At 58.5% G+C, this 18,573-nt stretch carries 25 protein-coding genes and 1 pseudogene; 10 read left to right on the top strand and 16 right to left on the bottom strand.

What is annotated here, in order from left to right:
- Window positions 1–130 precede the first annotated feature (130 nt).
- A complete protein-coding gene (locus ACTJJ6_RS03260) occupies window positions 131–808 on the top strand; it encodes an isochorismatase family protein (RefSeq protein WP_016928046.1) in 678 nt (225 codons plus the stop codon).
- A 213-nt stretch (window positions 809–1,021) separates the two neighbouring features.
- Here ACTJJ6_RS03260 and ACTJJ6_RS03255 read toward each other — a convergent pair.
- Together ACTJJ6_RS03255 and cspE are read right to left on the bottom strand one after the other, a co-directional pair.
- Window positions 1,022–1,100 (bottom strand): annotated as a pseudogene (locus tag ACTJJ6_RS03255).
- 114 nt (window positions 1,101–1,214) lie between these two features.
- Entirely contained in the window at window positions 1,215–1,427 is a 213-nt protein-coding gene (gene cspE, locus ACTJJ6_RS03250) for a transcription antiterminator/RNA stability regulator CspE (RefSeq protein ID WP_004941268.1), read from the bottom strand.
- A gap of 558 nt (window positions 1,428–1,985) precedes the next feature.
- Here cspE and ACTJJ6_RS03245 point away from each other — a divergent pair.
- A complete protein-coding gene (locus ACTJJ6_RS03245; RefSeq protein ID WP_033645933.1) occupies window positions 1,986–2,387 on the top strand; it encodes a hypothetical protein in 402 nt (133 codons plus the stop codon).
- Between the two features lie 8 nt (window positions 2,388–2,395).
- On the opposite strand, the gene ACTJJ6_RS03240 is transcribed toward ACTJJ6_RS03245, so the two are convergent.
- The 3 genes from ACTJJ6_RS03240 to ACTJJ6_RS03230 all read right to left on the bottom strand — a co-directional run bounded on the left by ACTJJ6_RS03240 (window position 2,396) and on the right by ACTJJ6_RS03230 (window position 4,550).
- Window positions 2,396–3,040 carry a Qnr family pentapeptide repeat protein gene (locus tag ACTJJ6_RS03240; protein ID WP_015377630.1) on the bottom strand — a complete coding sequence of 215 codons (645 nt, stop codon included), beginning with the start codon at window positions 3,038–3,040 and terminating at the stop codon, window positions 2,396–2,398.
- Window positions 3,041–3,114: 74 nt separating this feature from the next.
- Complete coding sequence (locus ACTJJ6_RS03235) at window positions 3,115–4,188, bottom strand: SMP-30/gluconolactonase/LRE family protein (RefSeq protein ID WP_049300696.1); 1,074 nt, start codon at window positions 4,186–4,188, stop codon at window positions 3,115–3,117.
- A 152-nt stretch (window positions 4,189–4,340) separates the two neighbouring features.
- On the bottom strand, window positions 4,341–4,550 hold the full coding sequence (locus ACTJJ6_RS03230; protein ID WP_004941260.1) for a hypothetical protein: 210 nt from the start codon (window positions 4,548–4,550) through the stop codon (window positions 4,341–4,343).
- Window positions 4,551–4,691: 141 nt separating this feature from the next.
- Here ACTJJ6_RS03230 and ACTJJ6_RS03225 point away from each other — a divergent pair, with 141 nt between their 5' ends.
- On the top strand, window positions 4,692–5,042 hold the full coding sequence (locus ACTJJ6_RS03225; RefSeq protein WP_016928050.1) for a GFA family protein: 351 nt from the start codon (window positions 4,692–4,694) through the stop codon (window positions 5,040–5,042).
- Window positions 5,043–5,055: 13 nt separating this feature from the next.
- On the opposite strand, the gene ACTJJ6_RS03220 is transcribed toward ACTJJ6_RS03225, so the two are convergent.
- The 5 genes from ACTJJ6_RS03220 to ACTJJ6_RS03200 form a co-directional block, all read right to left on the bottom strand.
- Window positions 5,056–6,228, bottom strand: a complete 1,173-nt coding sequence (locus ACTJJ6_RS03220) for a Gfo/Idh/MocA family protein (RefSeq protein WP_049300635.1) — start codon at window positions 6,226–6,228, stop codon at window positions 5,056–5,058.
- A 14-nt stretch (window positions 6,229–6,242) separates the two neighbouring features.
- Window positions 6,243–7,166 carry a TIM barrel protein gene (locus ACTJJ6_RS03215; protein WP_049300636.1) on the bottom strand — a complete coding sequence of 308 codons (924 nt, stop codon included), beginning with the start codon at window positions 7,164–7,166 and terminating at the stop codon, window positions 6,243–6,245.
- Between the two features lie 186 nt (window positions 7,167–7,352).
- Window positions 7,353–8,384 carry a LacI family DNA-binding transcriptional regulator gene (locus ACTJJ6_RS03210; RefSeq protein WP_016928053.1) on the bottom strand — a complete coding sequence of 344 codons (1,032 nt, stop codon included), beginning with the start codon at window positions 8,382–8,384 and terminating at the stop codon, window positions 7,353–7,355.
- Between the two features lie 72 nt (window positions 8,385–8,456).
- Complete coding sequence (locus ACTJJ6_RS03205; protein ID WP_004941246.1) at window positions 8,457–8,873, bottom strand: DUF2000 domain-containing protein; 417 nt, start codon at window positions 8,871–8,873, stop codon at window positions 8,457–8,459.
- Window positions 8,874–8,971: 98 nt separating this feature from the next.
- A complete protein-coding gene (locus ACTJJ6_RS03200) occupies window positions 8,972–9,430 on the bottom strand; it encodes a hypothetical protein (protein WP_079449331.1) in 459 nt (152 codons plus the stop codon).
- Window positions 9,431–9,658: 228 nt separating this feature from the next.
- On the opposite strand from ACTJJ6_RS03200, the gene ACTJJ6_RS03195 reads away from it, so the two are divergent.
- Window positions 9,659–10,867, top strand: a complete 1,209-nt coding sequence (locus ACTJJ6_RS03195) for an MFS transporter (protein WP_049300639.1) — start codon at window positions 9,659–9,661, stop codon at window positions 10,865–10,867.
- Here the strand turns inward: ACTJJ6_RS03195 and ACTJJ6_RS03190 are convergent.
- Complete coding sequence (locus ACTJJ6_RS03190; protein ID WP_049300640.1) at window positions 10,842–11,744, bottom strand: LysR family transcriptional regulator; 903 nt, start codon at window positions 11,742–11,744, stop codon at window positions 10,842–10,844. The genes ACTJJ6_RS03195 and ACTJJ6_RS03190 overlap by 26 nt on opposite strands.
- Before the next feature lie 123 nt (window positions 11,745–11,867).
- Here ACTJJ6_RS03190 and ACTJJ6_RS03185 point away from each other — a divergent pair, with 123 nt between their 5' ends.
- Together ACTJJ6_RS03185 and ACTJJ6_RS03180 are read left to right on the top strand one after the other, a co-directional pair.
- Window positions 11,868–12,608 (top strand): SDR family NAD(P)-dependent oxidoreductase, encoded by a 741-nt coding sequence (locus ACTJJ6_RS03185; protein WP_151254706.1) that lies wholly within the window; start codon window positions 11,868–11,870, stop codon window positions 12,606–12,608.
- Between the two features lie 17 nt (window positions 12,609–12,625).
- Window positions 12,626–12,835 (top strand): tautomerase family protein, encoded by a 210-nt coding sequence (locus ACTJJ6_RS03180; protein ID WP_049300697.1) that lies wholly within the window; start codon window positions 12,626–12,628, stop codon window positions 12,833–12,835.
- Between the two features lie 85 nt (window positions 12,836–12,920).
- Here the strand turns inward: ACTJJ6_RS03180 and ACTJJ6_RS03175 are convergent, their stop codons facing one another.
- The gene (locus ACTJJ6_RS03175) at window positions 12,921–13,058 is read right to left on the bottom strand and encodes a hypothetical protein (protein ID WP_162838161.1); all 138 of its coding nucleotides are present in this window, start codon (window positions 13,056–13,058) and stop codon (window positions 12,921–12,923) included.
- Window positions 13,059–13,352: 294 nt separating this feature from the next.
- Here ACTJJ6_RS03175 and ACTJJ6_RS03170 point away from each other — a divergent pair, with 294 nt between their 5' ends.
- Complete coding sequence (locus ACTJJ6_RS03170) at window positions 13,353–14,468, top strand: AI-2E family transporter (protein WP_033640590.1); 1,116 nt, start codon at window positions 13,353–13,355, stop codon at window positions 14,466–14,468.
- Window positions 14,469–14,561: 93 nt separating this feature from the next.
- Window positions 14,562–14,774: a hypothetical protein gene (locus tag ACTJJ6_RS03165; RefSeq protein ID WP_033640592.1), complete on the top strand. Its 213-nt coding sequence runs from the start codon at window positions 14,562–14,564 to the stop codon at window positions 14,772–14,774.
- Here the strand turns inward: ACTJJ6_RS03165 and ACTJJ6_RS03160 are convergent.
- Complete coding sequence (locus ACTJJ6_RS03160) at window positions 14,771–15,190, bottom strand: GNAT family N-acetyltransferase (protein ID WP_079449334.1); 420 nt, start codon at window positions 15,188–15,190, stop codon at window positions 14,771–14,773. The two genes, ACTJJ6_RS03165 and ACTJJ6_RS03160, sit on opposite strands and share 4 nt — an antisense overlap.
- 145 nt (window positions 15,191–15,335) lie before the next feature.
- Between ACTJJ6_RS03160 and ACTJJ6_RS03155 the strand changes: the two genes are divergently transcribed.
- Complete coding sequence (locus ACTJJ6_RS03155) at window positions 15,336–15,626, top strand: hypothetical protein (protein WP_016928059.1); 291 nt, start codon at window positions 15,336–15,338, stop codon at window positions 15,624–15,626.
- Between the two features lie 30 nt (window positions 15,627–15,656).
- Here the strand turns inward: ACTJJ6_RS03155 and ACTJJ6_RS03150 are convergent, their stop codons facing one another.
- The 3 genes from ACTJJ6_RS03150 to ACTJJ6_RS03140 all read right to left on the bottom strand — a co-directional run bounded on the left by ACTJJ6_RS03150 (window position 15,657) and on the right by ACTJJ6_RS03140 (window position 17,775).
- Complete coding sequence (locus ACTJJ6_RS03150) at window positions 15,657–16,559, bottom strand: HNH endonuclease (protein ID WP_164052976.1); 903 nt, start codon at window positions 16,557–16,559, stop codon at window positions 15,657–15,659.
- A gap of 148 nt (window positions 16,560–16,707) precedes the next feature.
- Window positions 16,708–17,241 (bottom strand): cell envelope integrity protein TolA, encoded by a 534-nt coding sequence (gene tolA, locus ACTJJ6_RS03145; protein ID WP_239505761.1) that lies wholly within the window; start codon window positions 17,239–17,241, stop codon window positions 16,708–16,710.
- Between the two features lie 126 nt (window positions 17,242–17,367).
- A complete protein-coding gene (locus ACTJJ6_RS03140) occupies window positions 17,368–17,775 on the bottom strand; it encodes a hypothetical protein (RefSeq protein WP_060445305.1) in 408 nt (135 codons plus the stop codon).
- Window positions 17,776–18,089: 314 nt separating this feature from the next.
- Between ACTJJ6_RS03140 and uspF the strand changes: the two genes are divergently transcribed.
- The gene (gene uspF, locus ACTJJ6_RS03135) at window positions 18,090–18,545 is read left to right on the top strand and encodes a universal stress protein UspF (RefSeq protein WP_016928063.1); all 456 of its coding nucleotides are present in this window, start codon (window positions 18,090–18,092) and stop codon (window positions 18,543–18,545) included.
- Window positions 18,546–18,573 lie beyond the last annotated feature (28 nt).

Raw genomic sequence — 18,573 nt, 5'->3', positions numbered from 1 at the left:
AACGATGCATCCCGACTTCAGGCTCTACCGGATTTCTCTCTTCTCCCTACACTGTAGGCAAGTGCTGAGTTTCAGCCTTATCAATCAAAGAAGATACCCACTGACCTCACGACGAGAAAGGGAAAACACCATGAGCACTCCAGCCAATTTCAACGGCCAGCGTCCTGTTATTGATGCCAATGACGCGGTCATGCTCCTGATTGATCACCAGAGCGGCCTGTTCCAGACCGTCGCCGATATGCCGATGACCGAACTGCGCGCCCGCGCCGCCGCCCTGGCCAGCATCGCCACCCTCAGTAAACTGCCGGTGATCACCACCGCCTCGGTGCCGCAGGGCCCCAACGGCCCACTGATCCCGGAAATTCACCAGAATGCACCGCACGCGCAATACGTCGCCCGTAAAGGGGAAATCAACGCCTGGGACAACCCGGACTTCGTGGCGGCGGTCAAGGCCACCGGCCGCAAGACCCTGATCATCGCCGGCACCATCACCAGCGTCTGCATGGCCTTCCCGTCCATCAGTGCGGTGGCCGAAGGCTATAAAGTGTTCGCGGTAATCGACGCCTCCGGCACCTACTCGAAAATGGCGCAGGAAATCACCCTGGCGCGTGTGGTGCAGGCCGGCGTGGTGCCGATCGACACCGCCGGCGTGGCCTCGGAGCTGCAGGGCAGCTGGAACCGCGCCGACGCTCAGCAATGGGCCGAGGTCTACACCAAAATCTTCCCGGCCTATCAGCTGCTGATCGAGAGCTACCTCAAAGCGCAGGACGTGGTGAAAAACAACGAACTGCTGGACTCGCAGCGTTAAGATCGCGGGCATAAAAAACCCCGGCCAAGGCCGGGGCTATTAATCGTGTGCCGGTGACTTTCCCGGCTGTCATGTTATGGCGTAAGCGTCCATCCCACACTCCAACATTACGCAGCCTAAGCGCGACTTTTTCACAACAGAAAAATAGACTGAAACGCGGCGTTATTAATTCTGCGGCAATCTGTTTTTCTGTTGCCAATAATCATTAATTATTGGAACGTCATCGAGGAATCGAACCCCAGTCCGCCAACGAATAATTTCGCTGCCGCTCTTCCTGCTGAGCTAATGACGTATCGAGAAAGACTCCGGGCGAACCCGGAGTTTATTCAGGCTGAGGATTTCATTGCTTAACTGCTCCGGCTTAAACCATCATCGCTGTCGTAAGAAATTGCACCTCGGCCGAAAATTATAACGCGACCACGTTGCCGGCAGAAGGCCCCTTCATGCCATTTTCGATAGTGAACTCAACCTGTTGGCCTTCGTCCAGCGTTTTGAAATCGTTGCTCTGGATAGCGGAGAAGTGTACGAACACATCTTTGCCGCCGTCTGCCGGGGTGATAAAGCCAAAGCCTTTACCTGCATCAAACCATTTTACCAAACCCGTCATTTTATTGGACATAGAGATATTTCCTTTATATTTTTGCGACGCCATAGGGCGATAGAGGTCTGTTTTTATTGGAAGCTTATGGGGCACTAGAGAAGAGAATTCGCGGAAGAAGAGGTATCTGAGGGATATCGCTAATACTGAGAACTGCTTTACTAAAACTGCTTTCATAAGGTCTGTACTACAAACCGATGACGCTATTTACACACAGCTAAATTATTTAAGCAAGATATATTTTAAATTATATTCATCTGCCTCATAAATTTATTACCGCAAAGCACCGTCTGCATCTGCCGCCAGCTCAGGGTTATCTGCGCGGCGTTCGGGGTGAAAAATAACGAACGATTGGACTCGCCGCGCCGGGGCCGATCATGAACGCGCAAACAGCCGCCGATTCCGCGTTCTGCTCTTCCCTTCACGCGAAACTACTCCCTGCTATAACACTGAAGAAAACCGCTTAATCGTCATGAAAGAGAAATAAAAGCTTAATAAATCAATCTGTTCTCGACACTGGCGCATTATCGTTGTTAGGATAATTATTTTACTTTACAGGAAATGACCTCAAGGATGGCTATGATGGGCAAAAGAACACTGACGCTTGCTGCACTGACGCTCAGTTTGGCAGGCTGCCAGCCGGCACCGCCAAGCTATGTGGAAAACGCGAATGCCTTGATTGCCAAACAAATCAGCGCGATTGGCCCGCAAGCGGCGCAGTGCAAATTTGCCCAAGACGGCGATTATTGGATTTCGGCTTGCTCATTGGGTAACGCGCGCGACACGCCGGTGTTCGCCCTGTTCGAACAGGAAGGCGTCATGCAGGCTAACGACAATCTGGCGATCGCCGTCGTGCCGCTCAACGAGCAGGCTCGCCACCTCTCCCAGGATCCGCGTTTCACTATCCCGGTAATGCAACGCCGCATTCCCGTGGACGCAGAGAAAGCCTTCAAGCGCTTATTTGCCCAACCGTCCCGTTAGCCATTCCCTTAGCCGATGATCGCGATCCCCAGCCGCTCCAGCAGCTGCGCGGCCTGGTGGCTGTCCATTTTGACGCCCTGCAGATCGGTGGTACGCAAATCCAACTCGCCCAGTTCCGCGTTGCTCAAATCACACTGGGTGACATCGGCGGCACGCCAGTCGAAACCGGAGAATTCGCCGCCGGACAGATCGGAACCGCTGAAACTGGCACCTAGCACCTGCGCGCCGTGCCAGCGGTTTTCCCACAGCTCGCATTTCTCCAGCACCACCTTGGCGAAGTTGGCATAGCTCAGGTTGCTTTTGGTGATATAGGCGCTGCAAAACCAGGTGCGGCTGGTGATCATGTTCATAAAGCTGGCGCCGCGAAAATCGGCGCCCTGCGCGCGGCATTCGCGGATCTCCACCCCCAGAGCGCTGGCATGGCGGAAGTCGGCCATCGACAAATCGCAGCTTCTGAAGCTGGCGTCTTTCAGTATCGCGCGGCTGAAATTGCCGCCCTGTCGGCTGTCGCGATCGTAAAACTGGCAGCCGATAAACTCGGTACCGGTCAGATCGGCGCCCGAAAAATCGCACAGCATAAAGCTGCCGTTTTCAATCTTCTCGCCGGTAAAGCGGTTACGGTCAATCTTTTCACCCTTCAACATCAGACTCATCGCAGCACACCTGTTTATTTATACAGTCACTGCGCATTTAATCCTATTCCGGCGCGGTTGGCAATCGCCGTCGATCAGCGGCCATCCGCCGCGGCCGGTTTGAACGCCACCTTGACGATACTGAACGTCTTGGTACTTTCCGCCTGAGCGACGTCGGCAAACAGCCGGGGGTAACGGGAGTTGACGACCCACACCTCGCCATCCCGCAGCGCGGCGCCGGTCGGCCCATCCAATCCCGGCGGCGCGGCGACCGCGGCGATACGCGCGCTGGCCCAGCCGTCGGTCGAGGAGAGCAGTGACACGTCGCCGGACATGCTCCCCTTTTCATCCGGAAAAGACTGTACGATCACCAATTCATGGGCATTTTTGAGCCGCAGCCCGTCCGGCCCTTTCAGCCGCTGCGGCAGCCTGATTTCACTGACCGCCGGCGCGTTCTCCAACGTCACCTTCCACAGCAGCCCGCGGGTGTAGTCCGCGGCAATCAGGTAGCCATCCGGGTGATACACCACGCCATTGAGATAAGGCCGCGAGCCCTGCGCAGCGGCGGGTGCGTCGGCCGGCATCAAGCGCGCTGAGCGCACCAAAATCGACGCCTGGCGCGTTGTCTGGTCGATCTTGTAAATCTGCGGCTGGAAGCTGTCGGTCACGTAGATATTGCCCTGCGCGTCGAGCGTCAGATCGTTGGGCAGCGTCGGCCCATGGCTTAGCGATGAAAGATCGTACGTCTGCTGCAGCGCGCCGGTATCGAGATTGAACTCCAGCACCTGCGCCACGCGATTGCGCGTGCCAGCGGCAGAGTTGCGGGACACGCCCACGTCTTCGTTGCACACCAGCACCCGGTTGCGCTCGGCGTCCACCAGCATGCCGGAGGTGGTGATAAGCCCCTTGCCGGTGGAAAACCGCCGATAGCGGCCATCCGGGTAGACCAGGCCAAGCTGCCCGCCGCGCAGAGAGGAAATCAGGAACGCACCGGCGCGTGCATTCCAGGCGATGCCCTCAGGGTAGGCGCCGGCAGGGTTCGGCGAAAACTCGATGCGTTGCGTGGCCTGCGCCTGCATAACGCCGCTGAACAACAGCGCTGCGCCGGCCAACTGGGTGACGCGTCGGCGGCGCGGCAATAAGAAAGAAAAGAAGCTGAAGCGGAACATGAGCATGACCCTGATGAGGACTCGGATCGCTAGAGTAGGATCGCGCCGCTCACGGCACCAGCCGGGAAAAAGGCAATGCGCCACTAAAAAAATCGCAGTAATCAGCGCAAAAAAAACCGCCCGAGACGGGCGGTTGACGTGACGGCGAACCGTTACTTCAGGGCTTCCTGAATGGCGTCGGCCATCGGGCCGATGTGCTTTTCCGCCGCCTTCAGCTGGAAGTCCACGCCGTTGCCGTCGTTGGTATCCGACAGCGTGGCCTTGATCAGTTCCAGCGCCGCCTGCACCGCCACCAGCCGTTTGTGCTGTTCGTCCGTGACCGGTTCGGCGCCCATATTGGCCGGATAGTAATGTTCTAACATCGCGATCTCCTTTTGATGACGTTAACCTCTAACCTACCAGAAAACCGTGCATTTACTAAGGAAACCAGGCCGGGCGCGGCCGAGTGACGATAAATTGCACTATACTGGGCAAACACTCTCCCCTGTTACAGGATCATCGCCATGTCATTCCAGGGAAGCTGCCACTGCGGCGCCGTCACCTTTACCGTGGACGCCGAACTGCCGACCGAAGCCCTCAGCTGCAACTGTTCGATTTGCCGCCGCAAAGGGCTGCTGCTGTCGTTCTTCCCCATCAGCGCTTTCACGCTCAACAGCGGTCAGGACCAGCTCAGCACCTACACTTTCAATCACCACAGGATCCGCCATCAGTTCTGCCGAGTCTGCGGAGCCCAGCCCTTCGCCTACGGCACCGCGCCAGACGGCGCCGCGATGTGCGCCGTTAACCTGCGTTGCGTGCCGGACGTCGCGCTGGATGCGTTACAGATCCACAGCTACGACGGGGCCAGCGTCTGAGCGAATCGCTCGCTCAGTCGAAGGCGACCCAGCCGGCGTCGGTTTCGGCGGATTGCACGCAGCGCGCCACCCACTTCACGCCCAGCGCGCCGGCCTGCACGTCCGGGTACCAGAAGTCGGCCAGGAAGGCTGCGTCGCGCCGATCGGTGGCGTCCATCGCCAGCGCGAAGCGGCGGTAGAGATTCGACCAGGCTTCAAACAGCCCCTCCGCATGGCCGCCGCCGATGCGATCGTCCGCCAGCGCCGACGCGGCGAGATACGGCATGCCGCGCTCCAGGATCCGCACCGGCTCGCCCTGCACTTCGAAGCGCAGCTGATTGGGTTGTTCATCCCACCACTCCAGGCTGGCCTTTTCACCGACAATGCGCACCTTTTGGCCGTGCATCGAACCGCAGTTGACCGCCGAAGCCCACACGGAGCCGACGGCGCCGTTGTGATACTCCATCAGCACATAGGCATTGTCTTCCAACGGCGCGCGCGACGGCACAAAGCTTTGCCGGCTGCAGATCAGCCGCCGGATCTTCAACTGCGGCGCCATGGTTTCCGCCAGGAACAGCGTGTGGGTTGCCAGATCGCCCAGCACATAGCTGGGGCCGACAAAGCGCGGATCGACCCGCCAGCGAGTGCTGGGATTATCCTGCTCCACCGGCGCGGCGTGAAAGCCGTGGGCGAACTGCATATTCACCAGCCGAATTTCCCCCAGCCGGCCATCGGCAATCATCTGCCGGGCCTGCAAAATCATCTGGTGCCCGGCATAGCCGTAGGTCACGCCGATGACTTTGCGCTGCCGCTCGCACAGCGCCGCCAGCGCCTGCGCCTCTTCGACGCTGAAACACAGCGGCTTCTCGCATACCACGTGCAATCCCGCCTCCAGCGCCGCCCGGCAAATGGCGTAATGGGTGTTGTTCGGCGTGGCGATCGAGACCGCTTCGATGCCGTCCGCCCGCGCGGCTTCGGCGCGGAACATCTCGGCATAATCCGCATAACAGCGCTCCGCCGCCACGCCCAGACTCCGGCCAAAATCACGCCCGCGTTCGGCGTCAATGTCGAACGCGCCGGCCAACAGAGTAAACGCGCCGTCGCGCAAGGCCGCCGAACGGTGGATGTAACCGATCTGGCTGGTGCCACCGCCGCCGACCATGCCCCAGCGCAACGATCTCGCCAAAGGTTTGCTGCCGTTGATCATCGTGTTTCTCCTGATTAAAAGCCGAGGCCGCGCAAGTAGCGCAAGCTGGCGGCGACGTCCTGCAGGCTGCCCTGCACATTGCGCGGATCGCGCTCCTGCTCGATAGTGATCCAGCCCCGATATCCGCGCTCGGCCAACAGCGCACGCAGCTGCGGATAATCGATCGCCCCGCTGCCCAACGGGCACATGACGCCCTCGGCGCAGGCGGTGAAAAAATCGACGCCGCGCGCCAGCACCTCGCGGAACACCTGCGGATCGACGTCTTTGAAGTGCAGGTAATCAAGACGATCAAAGTGCTTGCTCAGCCAGGCAGCCGGGTCCAGCCCGGCGTAATACAGATGGCCGGTATCCAGGCACAATCCGGCGGTGTGATGCGGAATGTCCGCCGCCAACCGGTCGATTTCGTCGGCGAACTCGATGCAGCCGCCGGCGTGCGGATGCACCACCGGCCGCACACCGTATTCCCGCCAGGCCAGTTCACTGATGCGCGTAATGTGCCCGATCATCCTCTGCCACTCCGCCTGCGACAAACGCGGCGCTAAATCTGAACGCCCGGCGAACCTGGCGCGTTGCGGATTGCCGAAATCGATAATCACCAAGAACGGCGGCGCGGCGCGATCGCCCTCGGTCGGCTCCGCCCTGGGCGCCCGCGAGAGGTTGCGGCATATCCGATGAGTCAGGGCCAGCAGGCGCTCAATGTTCGCCTCGCTGACCAGATCGTCAAAAATCGTGCCGGCCACCAGCGACAGGCGATGCTGCTCCAGCGCGGCACACAGCGCCTCGCTCTGCGTCGGCAGATAGCCCCACGGCCCCAGCTCTATGCTGCGGTAGCCGGCCGCCGACGCTTCTTGCAGAACCGTGGCATAGGGCGGCAAATGGGGGTTGTTCGGATCATCCACGCCCCAACTGCAGGGCGCATTGGCGATAGGCAAAGTCATGGCGACGGCTCCTTTTTTGCGGGGAATGCCGGCAGTATCAAACAAAAATTCCAAAACCATCAATAATGAAAATTTTATTTTTTGATAGAGATCGCGCTATTTTTGATAAATTATTTGATATTTTTCAATCAAATTCAGGCAGCGCCTGGCTGCGCCCTGACCTCGGCAAACACCACTCAGCGGCCGTCAGAGGTTTTCTTTGGTGATCACATCGAAGCGATTAATGATGTGGCGTAATCCCGGTTGTTCATCGGCGGCGAGTAACGTCTCGACGATCGTGGCGGCCAATTCGGGAATGCGGTGGCACAGCAGCAGATCCACCGTGCCGTCGAGCAGCGCCATTTCACCGCCCTGCACCGGGCCGTGGCACACCAGCGTGATGTCGCGCTGCCGGCCGCTCTCTCGCAACGCCTGAATAATGCCCTCCACACCGCCGCTCGGCGCGTAAAGCGCCGCCAGTTCCGGGTGGTTCGCCAGCAGTTCACGCGTAACCCGGCGCGCCGTTTCCGCGTCCTCAAGGCTGCGCACCGGTTCCAGCACACGCTGGCCGCTCATCTGCTCACGCAGGTAGGAGCGAAAACCGATCTCGCAGGCTTCTTGGCAAGTAAAACGGTTGTCGCCGATGATCACGCCGACGTCGCCCTGACGCCGGCACAGACGATCCACCGCCCAGCCGGCTGTGCGGCCCGCTTTTTGATTATCCAGACCGATGTAGCCGGCGCGGCTGGGCACCGATAAATCCGACAGCAGCGCGAAAACGTTGATGCCCGCCTGGGCGGCTTCTTCTACGGCATAGTGGATCAGGGGGTGATCCAGCGCCAGCACGCCGATCGCTTCCACCTGGCGGCTCAATTGGCTAATGGCGGCGGCGGTGTCGCCGATGGCATTGAGAGAGTGGAAGATGAACTGCGGCGGCTGACCCGGCTCATGATACGGCGCCGCTTGCGCCATCAGTTCATCAGCCAGTTGCGCATAGAAAGAGTGTTCGCGCCGCAGCAGGATAAACCCCATTTTCAGGCGGCGCTCCGGCCTGCCCAGCACCGCCGACAGGCAGTGGGACTTCTCCAACGCGAACCCCAACTTTTTCGCCGCCTCAATCACCCGGCGCTGGGTGGCGGGCCGCACCGACGCGCGTTGGTTGATCACCCGATCGACGGTGGCGATGCCGACCCGCGCCTCTCTGGCGATGGCCGCCATGGTGGTTTTCTTGCCGCTCATGTTCATCTCCATCAACGATTTGATGGAAAAATATCATAGCCGTTGCCGCCCCTGATGTGACGCCGTTCGCGATTAACGGTAGACGGAGAACTTCTTGGTGAGCGGCTTAAGCTGCTCGGTGTCACCGTAGAGCGCCACCGCCACGAAATCCAGCTGCTCGTAGGGGGTATTGGCGGTGTCGGCGATCTGCTGCTCGGCGGAGTGCGACAGCATGGTGGTGGTGAAGAAGTTGGACAGCACGCCCTCCTCCTTGCATTTGAGGATCAGGTTGCTGAGCTGGCTGCTGTTTTTAGCCTGAAGGATGACGATCGGGTAGTGGCTCATGTTGGCGCTGACGCCGTCGAGGCTGCTCGGATAGTGGTGAAACTCACGCTGTTCGATCAGATCGGTGATGCCCGCCGTCAGATGGCAGGAGGCGTTAAACAGCGTGGCCGGTTCGTGGTTGCGGTTGAGGATGATGTAGAATTTTTTCTCGTTGTCGCTGTACATACTCTTCTCCTTGAATAGACAACCCTTTTTACCCAAGCCAAGGGCGGTTTTCAAGGCGAGATAAGGGCCGCGTCCGGCCCCGTGATAACGTTTCAGCCTCAGATCCCGCCTTCGCCCGGGCCCTGCGGCTGCGCCACCTGATGCAGCACGGTGATGTTCTGCAAAAGCGTGCCGCCGTCGATCGGTTTCATCTGGCCGTCGCGGTCTTTATAGTGCGTCGGCTTGGCGCCATGGAAGAACAGCCCGGCGTTGACCTGTACGCCCAAATAGCCTGCGCTGGCCGGCAGGCGCTGCACGTCGGTCCAGGGGTTGGAAACCGGCACATACTGGAAGCCTTCGCTCGTCTTGGCGTACAGCGGGCGCAGCAGCGTGACAAAGGCCATCATCGGCGACAGCGCTTCTTTAAAGATCTGCACCGGCCGATCGACCGTCATCAAGAAACCCTGCGGCTGTTCCTCAACCGTGTCGAGGCTCAGGCTGCTGCTGATATCGTCACCCCGGCCGCCATAGCTCCATTCAATGGCCGGCGCCCCACTCTCGTTCATCATCTCTGACATACACTGCTCCTTATAAAATGAATTCAACACGCCTGCTGCGTGCCGGAACAGTAAACCGCTGCGGGGGGACCCGCGTCCACGCCGGGCGGCACGCTGGCGAACCAAACAACGCGGCGCGCAAAATAAAGCTCGAAATGAACAGTTTCCCCACGTGATAGCGCAGCATTTGAACGGCCTTTGCTGTAGCGCAGAGGCATAGTGATGGCGTTGCCGCCACCGGAGAGTGTTATGACCGCGATTAAACCGGACGCCATCGACCGCGTTCTCCCCGCCGCCACGCCCTGGCTGGCCGTCATCAACGTGCTGTTCGCCGGCATCGCGGCGGCGCTGCATGTGGGTAAGGCCACTATCGCGTTGCCGGCGCTGCAGGCCGAGTTTGGCCGTTCACTGGAGACGCTAAGCTGGGTCATTTCGGCCTTTCCTTTCGTCGGGGTGTTCGGCGGCATCGCCGCCGGACTGCTGGTGCGCCGCTGGGGCGATCGGCGCCTGCTGGCGCTCGGGCTGCTGATCATCAGCGCCGCCAGCTTCGCCGGCGCCACGCTGCACGACTTCAGCGGGTTGATTGTCAGCCGCTTTGTCGAAGGCCTCGGCTTCGTGATCGTGGTGGTCGCCTCGCCGGCGGTGCTGAACCGCATCGTCGCCCCGGCGCAGCGCAACCTGGTGTTCGGCATCTGGAGCACCTTCATGCCGGCGGGCATCGCCATTTCACTGTTTTTCGGCCCCCATCTCGCCGGTTGGCAACAGAGTTGGCAGGCCGGTGCGGCGTTGACGCTGCTGGCCGCCCTGCTGCTGCCGTTGACCACGTCCCGCCGCGCCGCCGAGGCGCACGTTCCGCCGGCGCCGCTGCGGCAAGCGCTGGGCGCGATGTTGCGGGCGCGCCAGCCGCTGTTGCTGGCGCTGATGTTCACCGCTTACAACCTGCAGTTTTTCTCGGTGATGACCTTTTTGCCGATCTTTCTGATGCAGCGCATCGGCCTGTCGCTCGCGGCCGCCGGCGGCATCAGCGCGGCGGCGGTGGCGGCCAACATCATCGGCAACCTCGCCGCCGGCGTGCTGCTGTCGCGCGGGCTGCCCGCCAGAACGCTGCTCGCCGCCACCAGCCTGTTGATCGGGGTCTTCGGCGTCGGCATTTTCCTGCCGATGACGCCCAACGGCCTGCTGATCCCGCTGTGCTTCCTGTTCTGCGCCATCGCCGGCATGCTGCCCGCCACCATTCTGGCCGCCACGCCGGCGGCGACGCCGGAACCGACGCTGCTGCCGCTGAGCCTCGGGCTGGTGATGCAGGGAAACTACCTCGGCCAGGTGATCGGCCCGGTCGCGCTGAGCGCCATCGTGGCCGCGGCCGGCTGGGCGGCCCCGGCGTGGCTGGTGCTCGCGGCGGCGGTGTCAGGAGCCGTATTGGCGCTGGCGGCTACGCTTCCGTCAGGAAATCGATGAATTTCCGCACCTTCAGCGGGACAAAGCGCGCATAAGGGTAAAGCAGGATGAAGGGGCGCGAGGCGCCGGCATAATCTTTCAAAACCTCGACCAGCGCCCCGTTGCTCAACTCTTGTTCGACGGTAAAGCGATACACCTGCATCAGTCCGGCACCGCTTTTCACCAGCGTCAGCGTAGCGAGGTAATCTTCCTGGCAAAGCCAGCGTCCGGCAGTGTCCACTTTGCTATTTTCGCCCTGAATCTTAAACGTCCAGGCGGTTTTTCTGCCGGTGCTGGGCAACGCATACTGAATGCAATCGTGCCGGGCCAGATCCGCCGGCGTGAGCGGCGCAGGATGACGCTGCAAATAGCCCGGCGTCGCCACCACGATCAGTTCAGCCTCCTCCAATCGCCGCGATACCAGGCCGGAATCGTTCAGCTCGCTGCCGCGAATGGCGACGTCGAATTTATCTTCGGAGAAATCGATATTCTGATTGCTGACGTGCAGATTCAGCTTGAGATCGGGATAGCGATGCGCAAACTCGGGCAAACGCGGCAACAGCCTAAAATGCGCGTACAGCGTCGGCGCGCTGATGCTGAGCGTCCCCACCGGTTTGTCCCGTTCGCCGGAAATTCTCGCCTCGGCCTCCATCAGCTGGCTCAGCGCCCGGCGACATTCCAGGTAATAACGCTGTCCGGCATCCGTGACGCGCATCTGGCGTGTGGTGCGGATAAACAGCTTCGCCTGCAATCGCATCTCCAGGCGCGCGACCGAGCGGCTGACCGCCGCAGGGGTTATCCCGGCGGCATTGGCCGCTGCGGTGAAACTGCCGGTTTCTACCGTCAGGCAAAACAGCTCGATACTGCCCACCTGAACGTCGTCAAAATGGCGTTGCATGTCTCTCCCCCGCCAATTCATTACATCAGGTATAAATTAAAATTCTTTCCCTCTCATTTTTCAACCATCAGGTATGGATTACCGTTCACCTAAGATCAATCACTATCCTGTCGAGGAGAGAAAATGAGCAAAGTAAACACGGTCATCGTCACGGGCGCATCGAGCGGCTTGGGCTTCGCCATCGCGCAAGCCTACCTGGCGCGCGGCTATCAGGTTGTCGCAAACGCCCGTTCGCTTGAACGGCTGCAGGCGGCGGCGGACAAACTCGGTCGCCCGGCCAATCTGCTGCTGGCGCCGGGAGACATCGCGCTGCCGGAAACCGCCGAGCGGTTGTTCAGCCTGGCGATACAGGCTTTTGGTCAGGTAGATATTCTCATCAATAACGCCGGCATATTTATCGCCAAGCCGATCGCCGACTATACGCCGGAGGAGGTCGACGCGATGGTGGCAACCAATCTGAAAGGCTTCTTCTACCCGGCGCAGGCCGCCGCCCGGCATATGCAGCAACGCGGCGCCGGCCACATCGTCGCCATCACCGCGTCGATCGCCATGCAGCCCAACAGCAAAGTACCCGCCTTGCTGCCGGTGCTGATCAAAGGCGGCCTGAATCAGGCCGTGCGCGAACTGGCATTGGAGTTAGCGCCGCACAACGTGATGGTCAACGCCGTGGCGCCCGGCATCATCGCCACACCTATGCATCAAAATGATGAACAGAGTCTGGCGCAGATGCGGCAACTGGCGCCAACCGGCCGCGTCGGCCAGCCGCAGGACATCGTCGATGCGGTGCTGTATCTGACCGACGCCAATTTCGTTACCGGCGCGGCGCTCGCGGTTGACGGCGGCGCCACCGCCGGGGTCTGGTGAAACCGGGGGAAAACGCCATGCCATACGTCAACATTAAAGTGACCGACGAAGGGGTCAGCGCCGCGCAAAAGCGCATGCTGATCGAGGGAGTCACCACGCTGCTGGAGCGGGTGCTGAATAAGCCACGCCACACCACTTTCGTGGTGATTGACGAGGTGGCCACCGACAACTGGGGCGTCGGCGGAGAGAGCGTCACCGCCCTGCGCGCCAAAGAACGAGGCGAATAACGGATGATTGATGCTGTGAGTCTCGTGTCGTAGGGTACAGCCGCTCATTATCGTTATCGGGCCTGCATGATGAGACCAAGCACGCTTAGCGCGAAGGATAAGGCCAGTGGTGATCAAGGCCCGATAATGACAAGGCGCCGGTCGTGGCAAGATAAACCAGCACGCCGGCGAAAGCGATCAGCAATGCCTTTTCGATAACGGCAAGTCGTTTGTGTTCAGTCATTTGCATACTCCTTCGAGATATCGGGCGAACGGCCGCCCTCCTAAAAACTAGGAAAGCCTGGCGCAGGCGGCAAGTGCGGCTCACAAAATGAAACACAATCGATAAATTTATTTAATTATTTAGCCCTCTTTCTTTTCTCTCGCCGCCGCCTGTTCACCGTGCGGCGCCCGCCTTGCCCTTAATAACCCTATGGAATACGCCACTAAAAATCCCCTACCGGTTAAGCAAAGGTGATGATAGTGTTGTTTTCATTCAGTTCATCTATGCTGAAAATTCATCTTTTGAGGGACGACTATGATGTCTAAAGGCATTTCCAAAGGATTCTTTATTCTGATCCTGTTCATCGTTACCGCCGCCTTTCTCGACGTGCTGGGGCCTTATTACTCCTCGGTGCTGTGGGCGGTTATTCTGGCGGTGATTTTCCATCCGGTGAAAAAGAAGTTGAAGCAGTACGTCGGCGAACGCAACGGCGTGGTGTCGCTGCTGACGGTGGCGCTGATCTGCCTGATCGTGTTCACGCCGTTGGCGATCATCGCCTCGTCGCTGGCGATGGAATTCAACGTGATCTACACCAAGCTGCAGACCAACAACAGCCAATTGCCGACCATGCTGGCGGACTTTATGCGCCACCTGCCCGGCTGGGCGCAGCGCTTCCTGGCGGAGCATAACCTCAACAGCGCCGCCGAGATCCAAAAGCAGCTTTCCGAGGTGGCGCTCAAGGGCGGGCAATATCTGGCGGGCAGCGTGTTCCTGATCGGCAAGGGCACCTTCAACTTCGTCGTCGGTTTCGGCGTGATGCTCTACCTGCTGTTCTTCCTGCTGAAAGACGGCCCCTATCTGGTGAACCTGGCGCTCGAAGCGCTGCCGCTCTCCCAGCACGTGAAACACCATCTGTTCGTCAAGTTCGCCGCCGTTTCCCGCGCCACCGTCAAGGGCACGGTGGTGGTCGCCGTGGTGCAAGGCGCGCTCGGCGGGCTGGCGTTTTACTTTACCGGCATCGACGGCAGCCTGCTGTGGGGCGCGCTGATGGCGTTCCTGTCGATCATCCCGGCCGTGGGCTCCGCCATCATCTGGGTGCCGGCGGTGATCTACTTCTTCGCCACCGGCATGCTGTGGAAAGCCATTTTCCTGGTAGTGTTCTTCGTGGTGGTGATCGGCCTGGTGGACAACATCCTGCGCCCGCTGCTGGTGGGCAAAGACACCAAAATGCCGGACTACCTGATCCTGATCTCCACCCTGGGCGGCATGGAGATTTACGGCATCAACGGCTTCGTCATCGGCCCCTTGATCGCCGCGCTGTTCATCGCCTGCTGGAACATTCTGTCCGGCCGCGACAGCGAGGAGAACATCGAAGAGATCGACGAAGAGTTTATCGAGGAAGGCAAGAACCATCCCGACGCGGTGGAGTAAACCTCCCGCAGCGAATCACGCAGGGGCCCGTTTGGGCCCCTTTTTTTGTCTGTGGTATCCTTGCCAGGCTCACAAGGAAGAACGGATTTCGTTATGCTTATTTTTTACGCCATGCTGGCCATCGCCTTCACTCTGCTGTGCCTGTTAGCCTTTCTCTATTGTGCCTATCAGTTGACGAAGCACGGCGACGTCAGGTTTTTGGCCTCGCTTTCGGTGCTGCTCTTCGCACTGCTGGCCTTCTATGCCGCTTACGGCTACGTCAGCACCTGGCTGCAACAGCAGGCGGTCGATGTCCGGCTGTATTAGCGCAGCGGGATAAAAAAGACCTGCTCCGGATCGCCGTCATCGAGATTGTCAATCTGGCCGCTGGCGACAAATCCGGCGTTCAGCAGCAGCCGCTGCATCGGCAGGTTGGAACGATTGGTGGAAGTGAACAGCTTCGGGTGTCGGCAATGGGACTTCAATGCCGTAATCAACGCCTGCCCGACGCCCCGGCGGCGATAGCGCTCGCCGACCATCAGCATCTCGATAAAGCCGCAGCCGAAGAAATGATAGTGCAATACGCCATAGCCCATCACCACGTCCTGTTCCTTGGCAAGATAGCACTCCCCCTGCCCGCACCAGGCCCGGATCTGCGCCGCGCGCTGCGGTTCGTGTTCGGCGACGCTGTCGAGGGCGATCAGGGCTGCGACATCGCTGTCAGTGGCCTGGCGAACAAACATGTTTTAATCCTCATGCTGATGGATACGGCGACACCGCTTCAACGAAACGGCAACCGAAGCGGGATAACTTTTACATCCCCGCCGAATTTTGTAATCCTATTATAGAGTTACTAAAACACACGCCAAGGAAGGAAAGCTTTTCCCGATGAGAATACCGCAAATCTCCGCCGCCCTGCTGTTTACCCTGCTGCTGGCGGGCTGCCAGTTCCACAAGACCGTGTTCCCGCCGCCGTATATCGGCGCCCCGCAGGAGATCAGCACCTACGAAGTGAAAGGGCTGACGTTCGTCACCACCGTCACCTTCAGCGGCCTGTTCGCCGAAGATCTGGTGCGCGAATACGCACAGAAACATCACTATCGCTACTATGTGGTCACGATGCGCAGCAACGGTTTTAAAGATCGGAGCGAACGCGTGAGCGCGATGATGTATCGGTAAGAGCCCCAGCTCAGATTTGGCAAACCTGCATCAGGGCACAGTTTCAAACCCCCACTTCACTCGATGCCGTTGCAGGTATGCTCTGTTCTTTTCAGACAACCCGCTAATATTGGCGTCCAACGGGATCCTCAGCTCACATAGCAAACCGCTCATCGTCCGTGAATACAGCAAACGTCCGTCATCGGCAAAACTGATCATGCCACGATCGAACAGCTTGTCCAGATTGGGGATTAACGGCAAACCATTGTGCGGATCCACTTTTTCTTCTGGGGTCGCAATCGACCAGGCAACGATGTGAGAGGCAATGAGAATGGACGGCTCCGCAATCCCCGTGACGGCGCACCGGTTTCCCCACCGCTTAAACATTTTATCGCGATAGGGACCATGCCCAATCCGCGCCTGAATCACCCTTTCTTGCTCACCACCGACCTCTCTGGTGATTTCGACGGTATCCGCATGGAAGTTGATAGAGAGATTTTCCGAGAGAAAACCGGCGATCAACGCGGCTGCCGGCGCGGGGATCTCGCACATATAGTTTTCGGTGCATCCGCCTTTCTTATTAAAAACGCGCGGAAGGCAAGCCTGGTTGTGCATGCGTGTGAACGCTTGATTAAAAAGGGAAACATCAATAGGTAGTTCAAGACGCGTCAGTGCCAAATCGACTTGGGTACCCGCAATATGCGGCGGTCCCGCGACCCGATGCTCAGGCCGCGGTGCAGAGTAAGCATCGCGTACCGCTGTCGCCACGCCGATGATCTTCCTACCCTTGTGGCAAAAAATCAGGTCACCCTCTTTGACTTTTTTGACCGTTTCCCACCCGGCAGGTTTAAACATGTTCCCAGTCTTATTTATTCCATATTGCGGCGCCCACAGGAATTCGCCCTTAAAAACTTCCGCGACGCTGCCACCAATGTTGCCCCAGAAAAAACGCATGGCCACTCTTTTATAATCAGGATTTTTAAGGGTTATCGTCACCCTTCATCAAGGGCTTTAGTGATTCTCACCAATTAACGCAGGGTGACGGCAATAAAAAATCCCGGCCTTGACCGGGATAGCGTTGCACGGAAACAGCGTTGTTTATTCACTGCGGGCGAAATTCCAACGCGCTGCTTTTGACCGCTTCGTAAACCGCGGCCGTTGGCGGCTTAGGCAGACGCGCATTGGTGATTGCCTTGATCGCGGCCTGGCAAAGTTCCGGTTCCCCTTGCTCAGCCCGAATGCTGATCAGCATACCGTCCGGCGCCAGCTTGATGCTCAATGTGCAACGCTTGCCTGAGTAGGCTTCGGCATCTTTCAAATGGCTTTGAATCGCGGCCTGCAACTGGGCGATATAGTGTTCTTTCTCTTTTCCCGGCGCCGACGTCTTTGGGCCGCCAAGGTTGGTGAAAATATCGTCAACCTCTTTATTTACCGGATCGGTTTGGCTGGGGGCCGTGCTCTTGGCGCACCCCGTTAATGCCAGCGCGGTCATCGCCGCCAATACTGTGGCAACGCCGGTTTTATAGCCTGAATGCGTTATTTTCATATCCCTGTCCTTATGGATAATTATCAGTAGTGAAATCAGTTGACGCTGGGCCACGCAAAGAGCGCCGGCCAATACGTTATACAGGATCAATATACACTGCTAGTGACATTAAAACTTTCGCCAGGGGCTGTGCAGTCCGTCATTACAACAGCAGTGACGCACCGATTTTCGACAGAATAACGTATGAATAGACAGCGATGGCATACACGTTTTCGCTCATCCTTTGTAAGCACTGCACATAAATTTCAACACGGTCTTTTGGCTCACAATGCTGAGATAAACCGGATCGCTGGATGCCATGTTCACGAACACCCAGCTGGTTACGCCGTCAACGGTTCTGGCAAAGCTCAATGTATCAATGCCCTGAACGTCGTCCCGGTCGACAAAACGGAATACGGCGCTGTTAATGGTGACGGTTTGCGATGCGCCATTCATCATGGCCGTGATTTGGGTTCCTGCTTGCGTATTGCATTCCAAACGCACCAAGGGTGAAGGCGCTTGCGCGACTGGGTTTGATTCGGCGTACTTCGCTTTCGCCCTGGCCATTCGCTCATCGGTAGTTTGCGTGGTGCACCCGCCAATAAATAAAGACAAAATCAAAACAGAAATGGTTTTCTTGGTCATTTAAACTATCTTTTCACTGGATAACAATATTACTGATTGTAACAAAGAAGGCTCCCGAGAGCTCCTTTTCTACTCAAACGCCAAACACACTGATACACGCTTAACAATAGCGGCGCGATCATTGAACAGTTCGCTTCCCATGCCTTTAACAGCCAGATCAGCCGCTTCTAATCGATTGCCACAACAACGGTTTCTGCATACTTTCCCTTTTGGCGGCCAATTTCTTTGGTTCTGCCATACCGATCGCCGTTTTCTCGGCGTCAAGCAGCTATAATCCAAAAAGTGGAGTTTTTTGAAAACGATAAGGAGGGAGTATGTACAAAACTATTTTGGTTCCCGTGGATATTACCGAGCCGGAATTAACACAGCAGGTCATCCCGCATGTCAACGCGCTCGCCAGGCTCGAAGACTCCCACGTCCATTTCCTGGCGGTGATCCCGTCGCGCGCCACCTATGCCGCTTTCGGCTTTGCCGCCACGGCGGCGATAGAAACCAAAGACGAAATCATTGCGGTAGCAACCGAGGGGCTGGCAAAAGCGGCCAAAGAATTCAGCGTGCCTGAAGATAGAGTGACCACGCACGTTGCCGTCGGCGATCCCAAAGATCAGATCCTGGAGCTCGCCGATGCGCTCAACGCGGAGATTATCGTGATGGGTTCCAACCGCCCTTCTGCCATCACTTATCTCCTCGGCTCCAATGCCACCGCCGTCGTCCGTCACGCCAATTGCCCGGTGCTGGTCGTGCGTGAATCAGCTAACGCCGCGCAGTGAGCCTGTCCGACACCTCACTCATATTTGA

Origin of the sequence: Serratia sp. 22278, assembly GCF_052045405.1 — a bacterium.
Lineage (GTDB): Bacteria > Pseudomonadota > Gammaproteobacteria > Enterobacterales > Enterobacteriaceae > Serratia > Serratia marcescens.
This window is presented reverse-complemented; position numbering and strand designations above follow the sequence as displayed.

Excerpts from the sequence above, each read along its gene's own strand:
- uspF (WP_016928063.1), top strand. The coding sequence starts at position 18,090 with ATGTACAAAACTATTTTGGTTCCCGTGGATATTACCGAGCCGGAATTA.
- ACTJJ6_RS03150 (WP_164052976.1), bottom strand. The coding sequence starts at position 16,559 with ATGCGTTTTTTCTGGGGCAACATTGGTGGCAGCGTCGCGGAAGTTTTT.
- ACTJJ6_RS03260 (WP_016928046.1), top strand. The coding sequence starts at position 131 with ATGAGCACTCCAGCCAATTTCAACGGCCAGCGTCCTGTTATTGATGCC.
- ACTJJ6_RS03180 (WP_049300697.1), top strand. The coding sequence starts at position 12,626 with ATGCCATACGTCAACATTAAAGTGACCGACGAAGGGGTCAGCGCCGCG.
- ACTJJ6_RS03225 (WP_016928050.1), top strand. The coding sequence starts at position 4,692 with ATGTCATTCCAGGGAAGCTGCCACTGCGGCGCCGTCACCTTTACCGTG.
- ACTJJ6_RS03230 (WP_004941260.1), bottom strand. The coding sequence starts at position 4,550 with ATGTTAGAACATTACTATCCGGCCAATATGGGCGCCGAACCGGTCACG.
- ACTJJ6_RS03240 (WP_015377630.1), bottom strand. The coding sequence starts at position 3,040 with ATGAGTCTGATGTTGAAGGGTGAAAAGATTGACCGTAACCGCTTTACC.
- ACTJJ6_RS03205 (WP_004941246.1), bottom strand. The coding sequence starts at position 8,873 with ATGTACAGCGACAACGAGAAAAAATTCTACATCATCCTCAACCGCAAC.
- cspE (WP_004941268.1), bottom strand. The coding sequence starts at position 1,427 with ATGTCCAATAAAATGACGGGTTTGGTAAAATGGTTTGATGCAGGTAAA.
- ACTJJ6_RS03175 (WP_162838161.1), bottom strand. The coding sequence starts at position 13,058 with ATGACTGAACACAAACGACTTGCCGTTATCGAAAAGGCATTGCTGATC.
- ACTJJ6_RS03235 (WP_049300696.1), bottom strand. The coding sequence starts at position 4,188 with ATGTTCCGCTTCAGCTTCTTTTCTTTCTTATTGCCGCGCCGCCGACGC.
- ACTJJ6_RS03200 (WP_079449331.1), bottom strand. The coding sequence starts at position 9,430 with ATGTCAGAGATGATGAACGAGAGTGGGGCGCCGGCCATTGAATGGAGC.
- ACTJJ6_RS03190 (WP_049300640.1), bottom strand. The coding sequence starts at position 11,744 with ATGCAACGCCATTTTGACGACGTTCAGGTGGGCAGTATCGAGCTGTTT.
- ACTJJ6_RS03160 (WP_079449334.1), bottom strand. The coding sequence starts at position 15,190 with ATGTTTGTTCGCCAGGCCACTGACAGCGATGTCGCAGCCCTGATCGCC.
- ACTJJ6_RS03245 (WP_033645933.1), top strand. The coding sequence starts at position 1,986 with ATGATGGGCAAAAGAACACTGACGCTTGCTGCACTGACGCTCAGTTTG.
- ACTJJ6_RS03185 (WP_151254706.1), top strand. The coding sequence starts at position 11,868 with ATGAGCAAAGTAAACACGGTCATCGTCACGGGCGCATCGAGCGGCTTG.
- ACTJJ6_RS03220 (WP_049300635.1), bottom strand. The coding sequence starts at position 6,228 with ATGATCAACGGCAGCAAACCTTTGGCGAGATCGTTGCGCTGGGGCATG.
- ACTJJ6_RS03215 (WP_049300636.1), bottom strand. The coding sequence starts at position 7,166 with ATGACTTTGCCTATCGCCAATGCGCCCTGCAGTTGGGGCGTGGATGAT.
- ACTJJ6_RS03165 (WP_033640592.1), top strand. The coding sequence starts at position 14,562 with ATGCTTATTTTTTACGCCATGCTGGCCATCGCCTTCACTCTGCTGTGC.
- ACTJJ6_RS03140 (WP_060445305.1), bottom strand. The coding sequence starts at position 17,775 with ATGACCAAGAAAACCATTTCTGTTTTGATTTTGTCTTTATTTATTGGC.
- ACTJJ6_RS03170 (WP_033640590.1), top strand. The coding sequence starts at position 13,353 with ATGATGTCTAAAGGCATTTCCAAAGGATTCTTTATTCTGATCCTGTTC.
- ACTJJ6_RS03155 (WP_016928059.1), top strand. The coding sequence starts at position 15,336 with ATGAGAATACCGCAAATCTCCGCCGCCCTGCTGTTTACCCTGCTGCTG.
- ACTJJ6_RS03195 (WP_049300639.1), top strand. The coding sequence starts at position 9,659 with ATGACCGCGATTAAACCGGACGCCATCGACCGCGTTCTCCCCGCCGCC.
- ACTJJ6_RS03210 (WP_016928053.1), bottom strand. The coding sequence starts at position 8,384 with ATGAGCGGCAAGAAAACCACCATGGCGGCCATCGCCAGAGAGGCGCGG.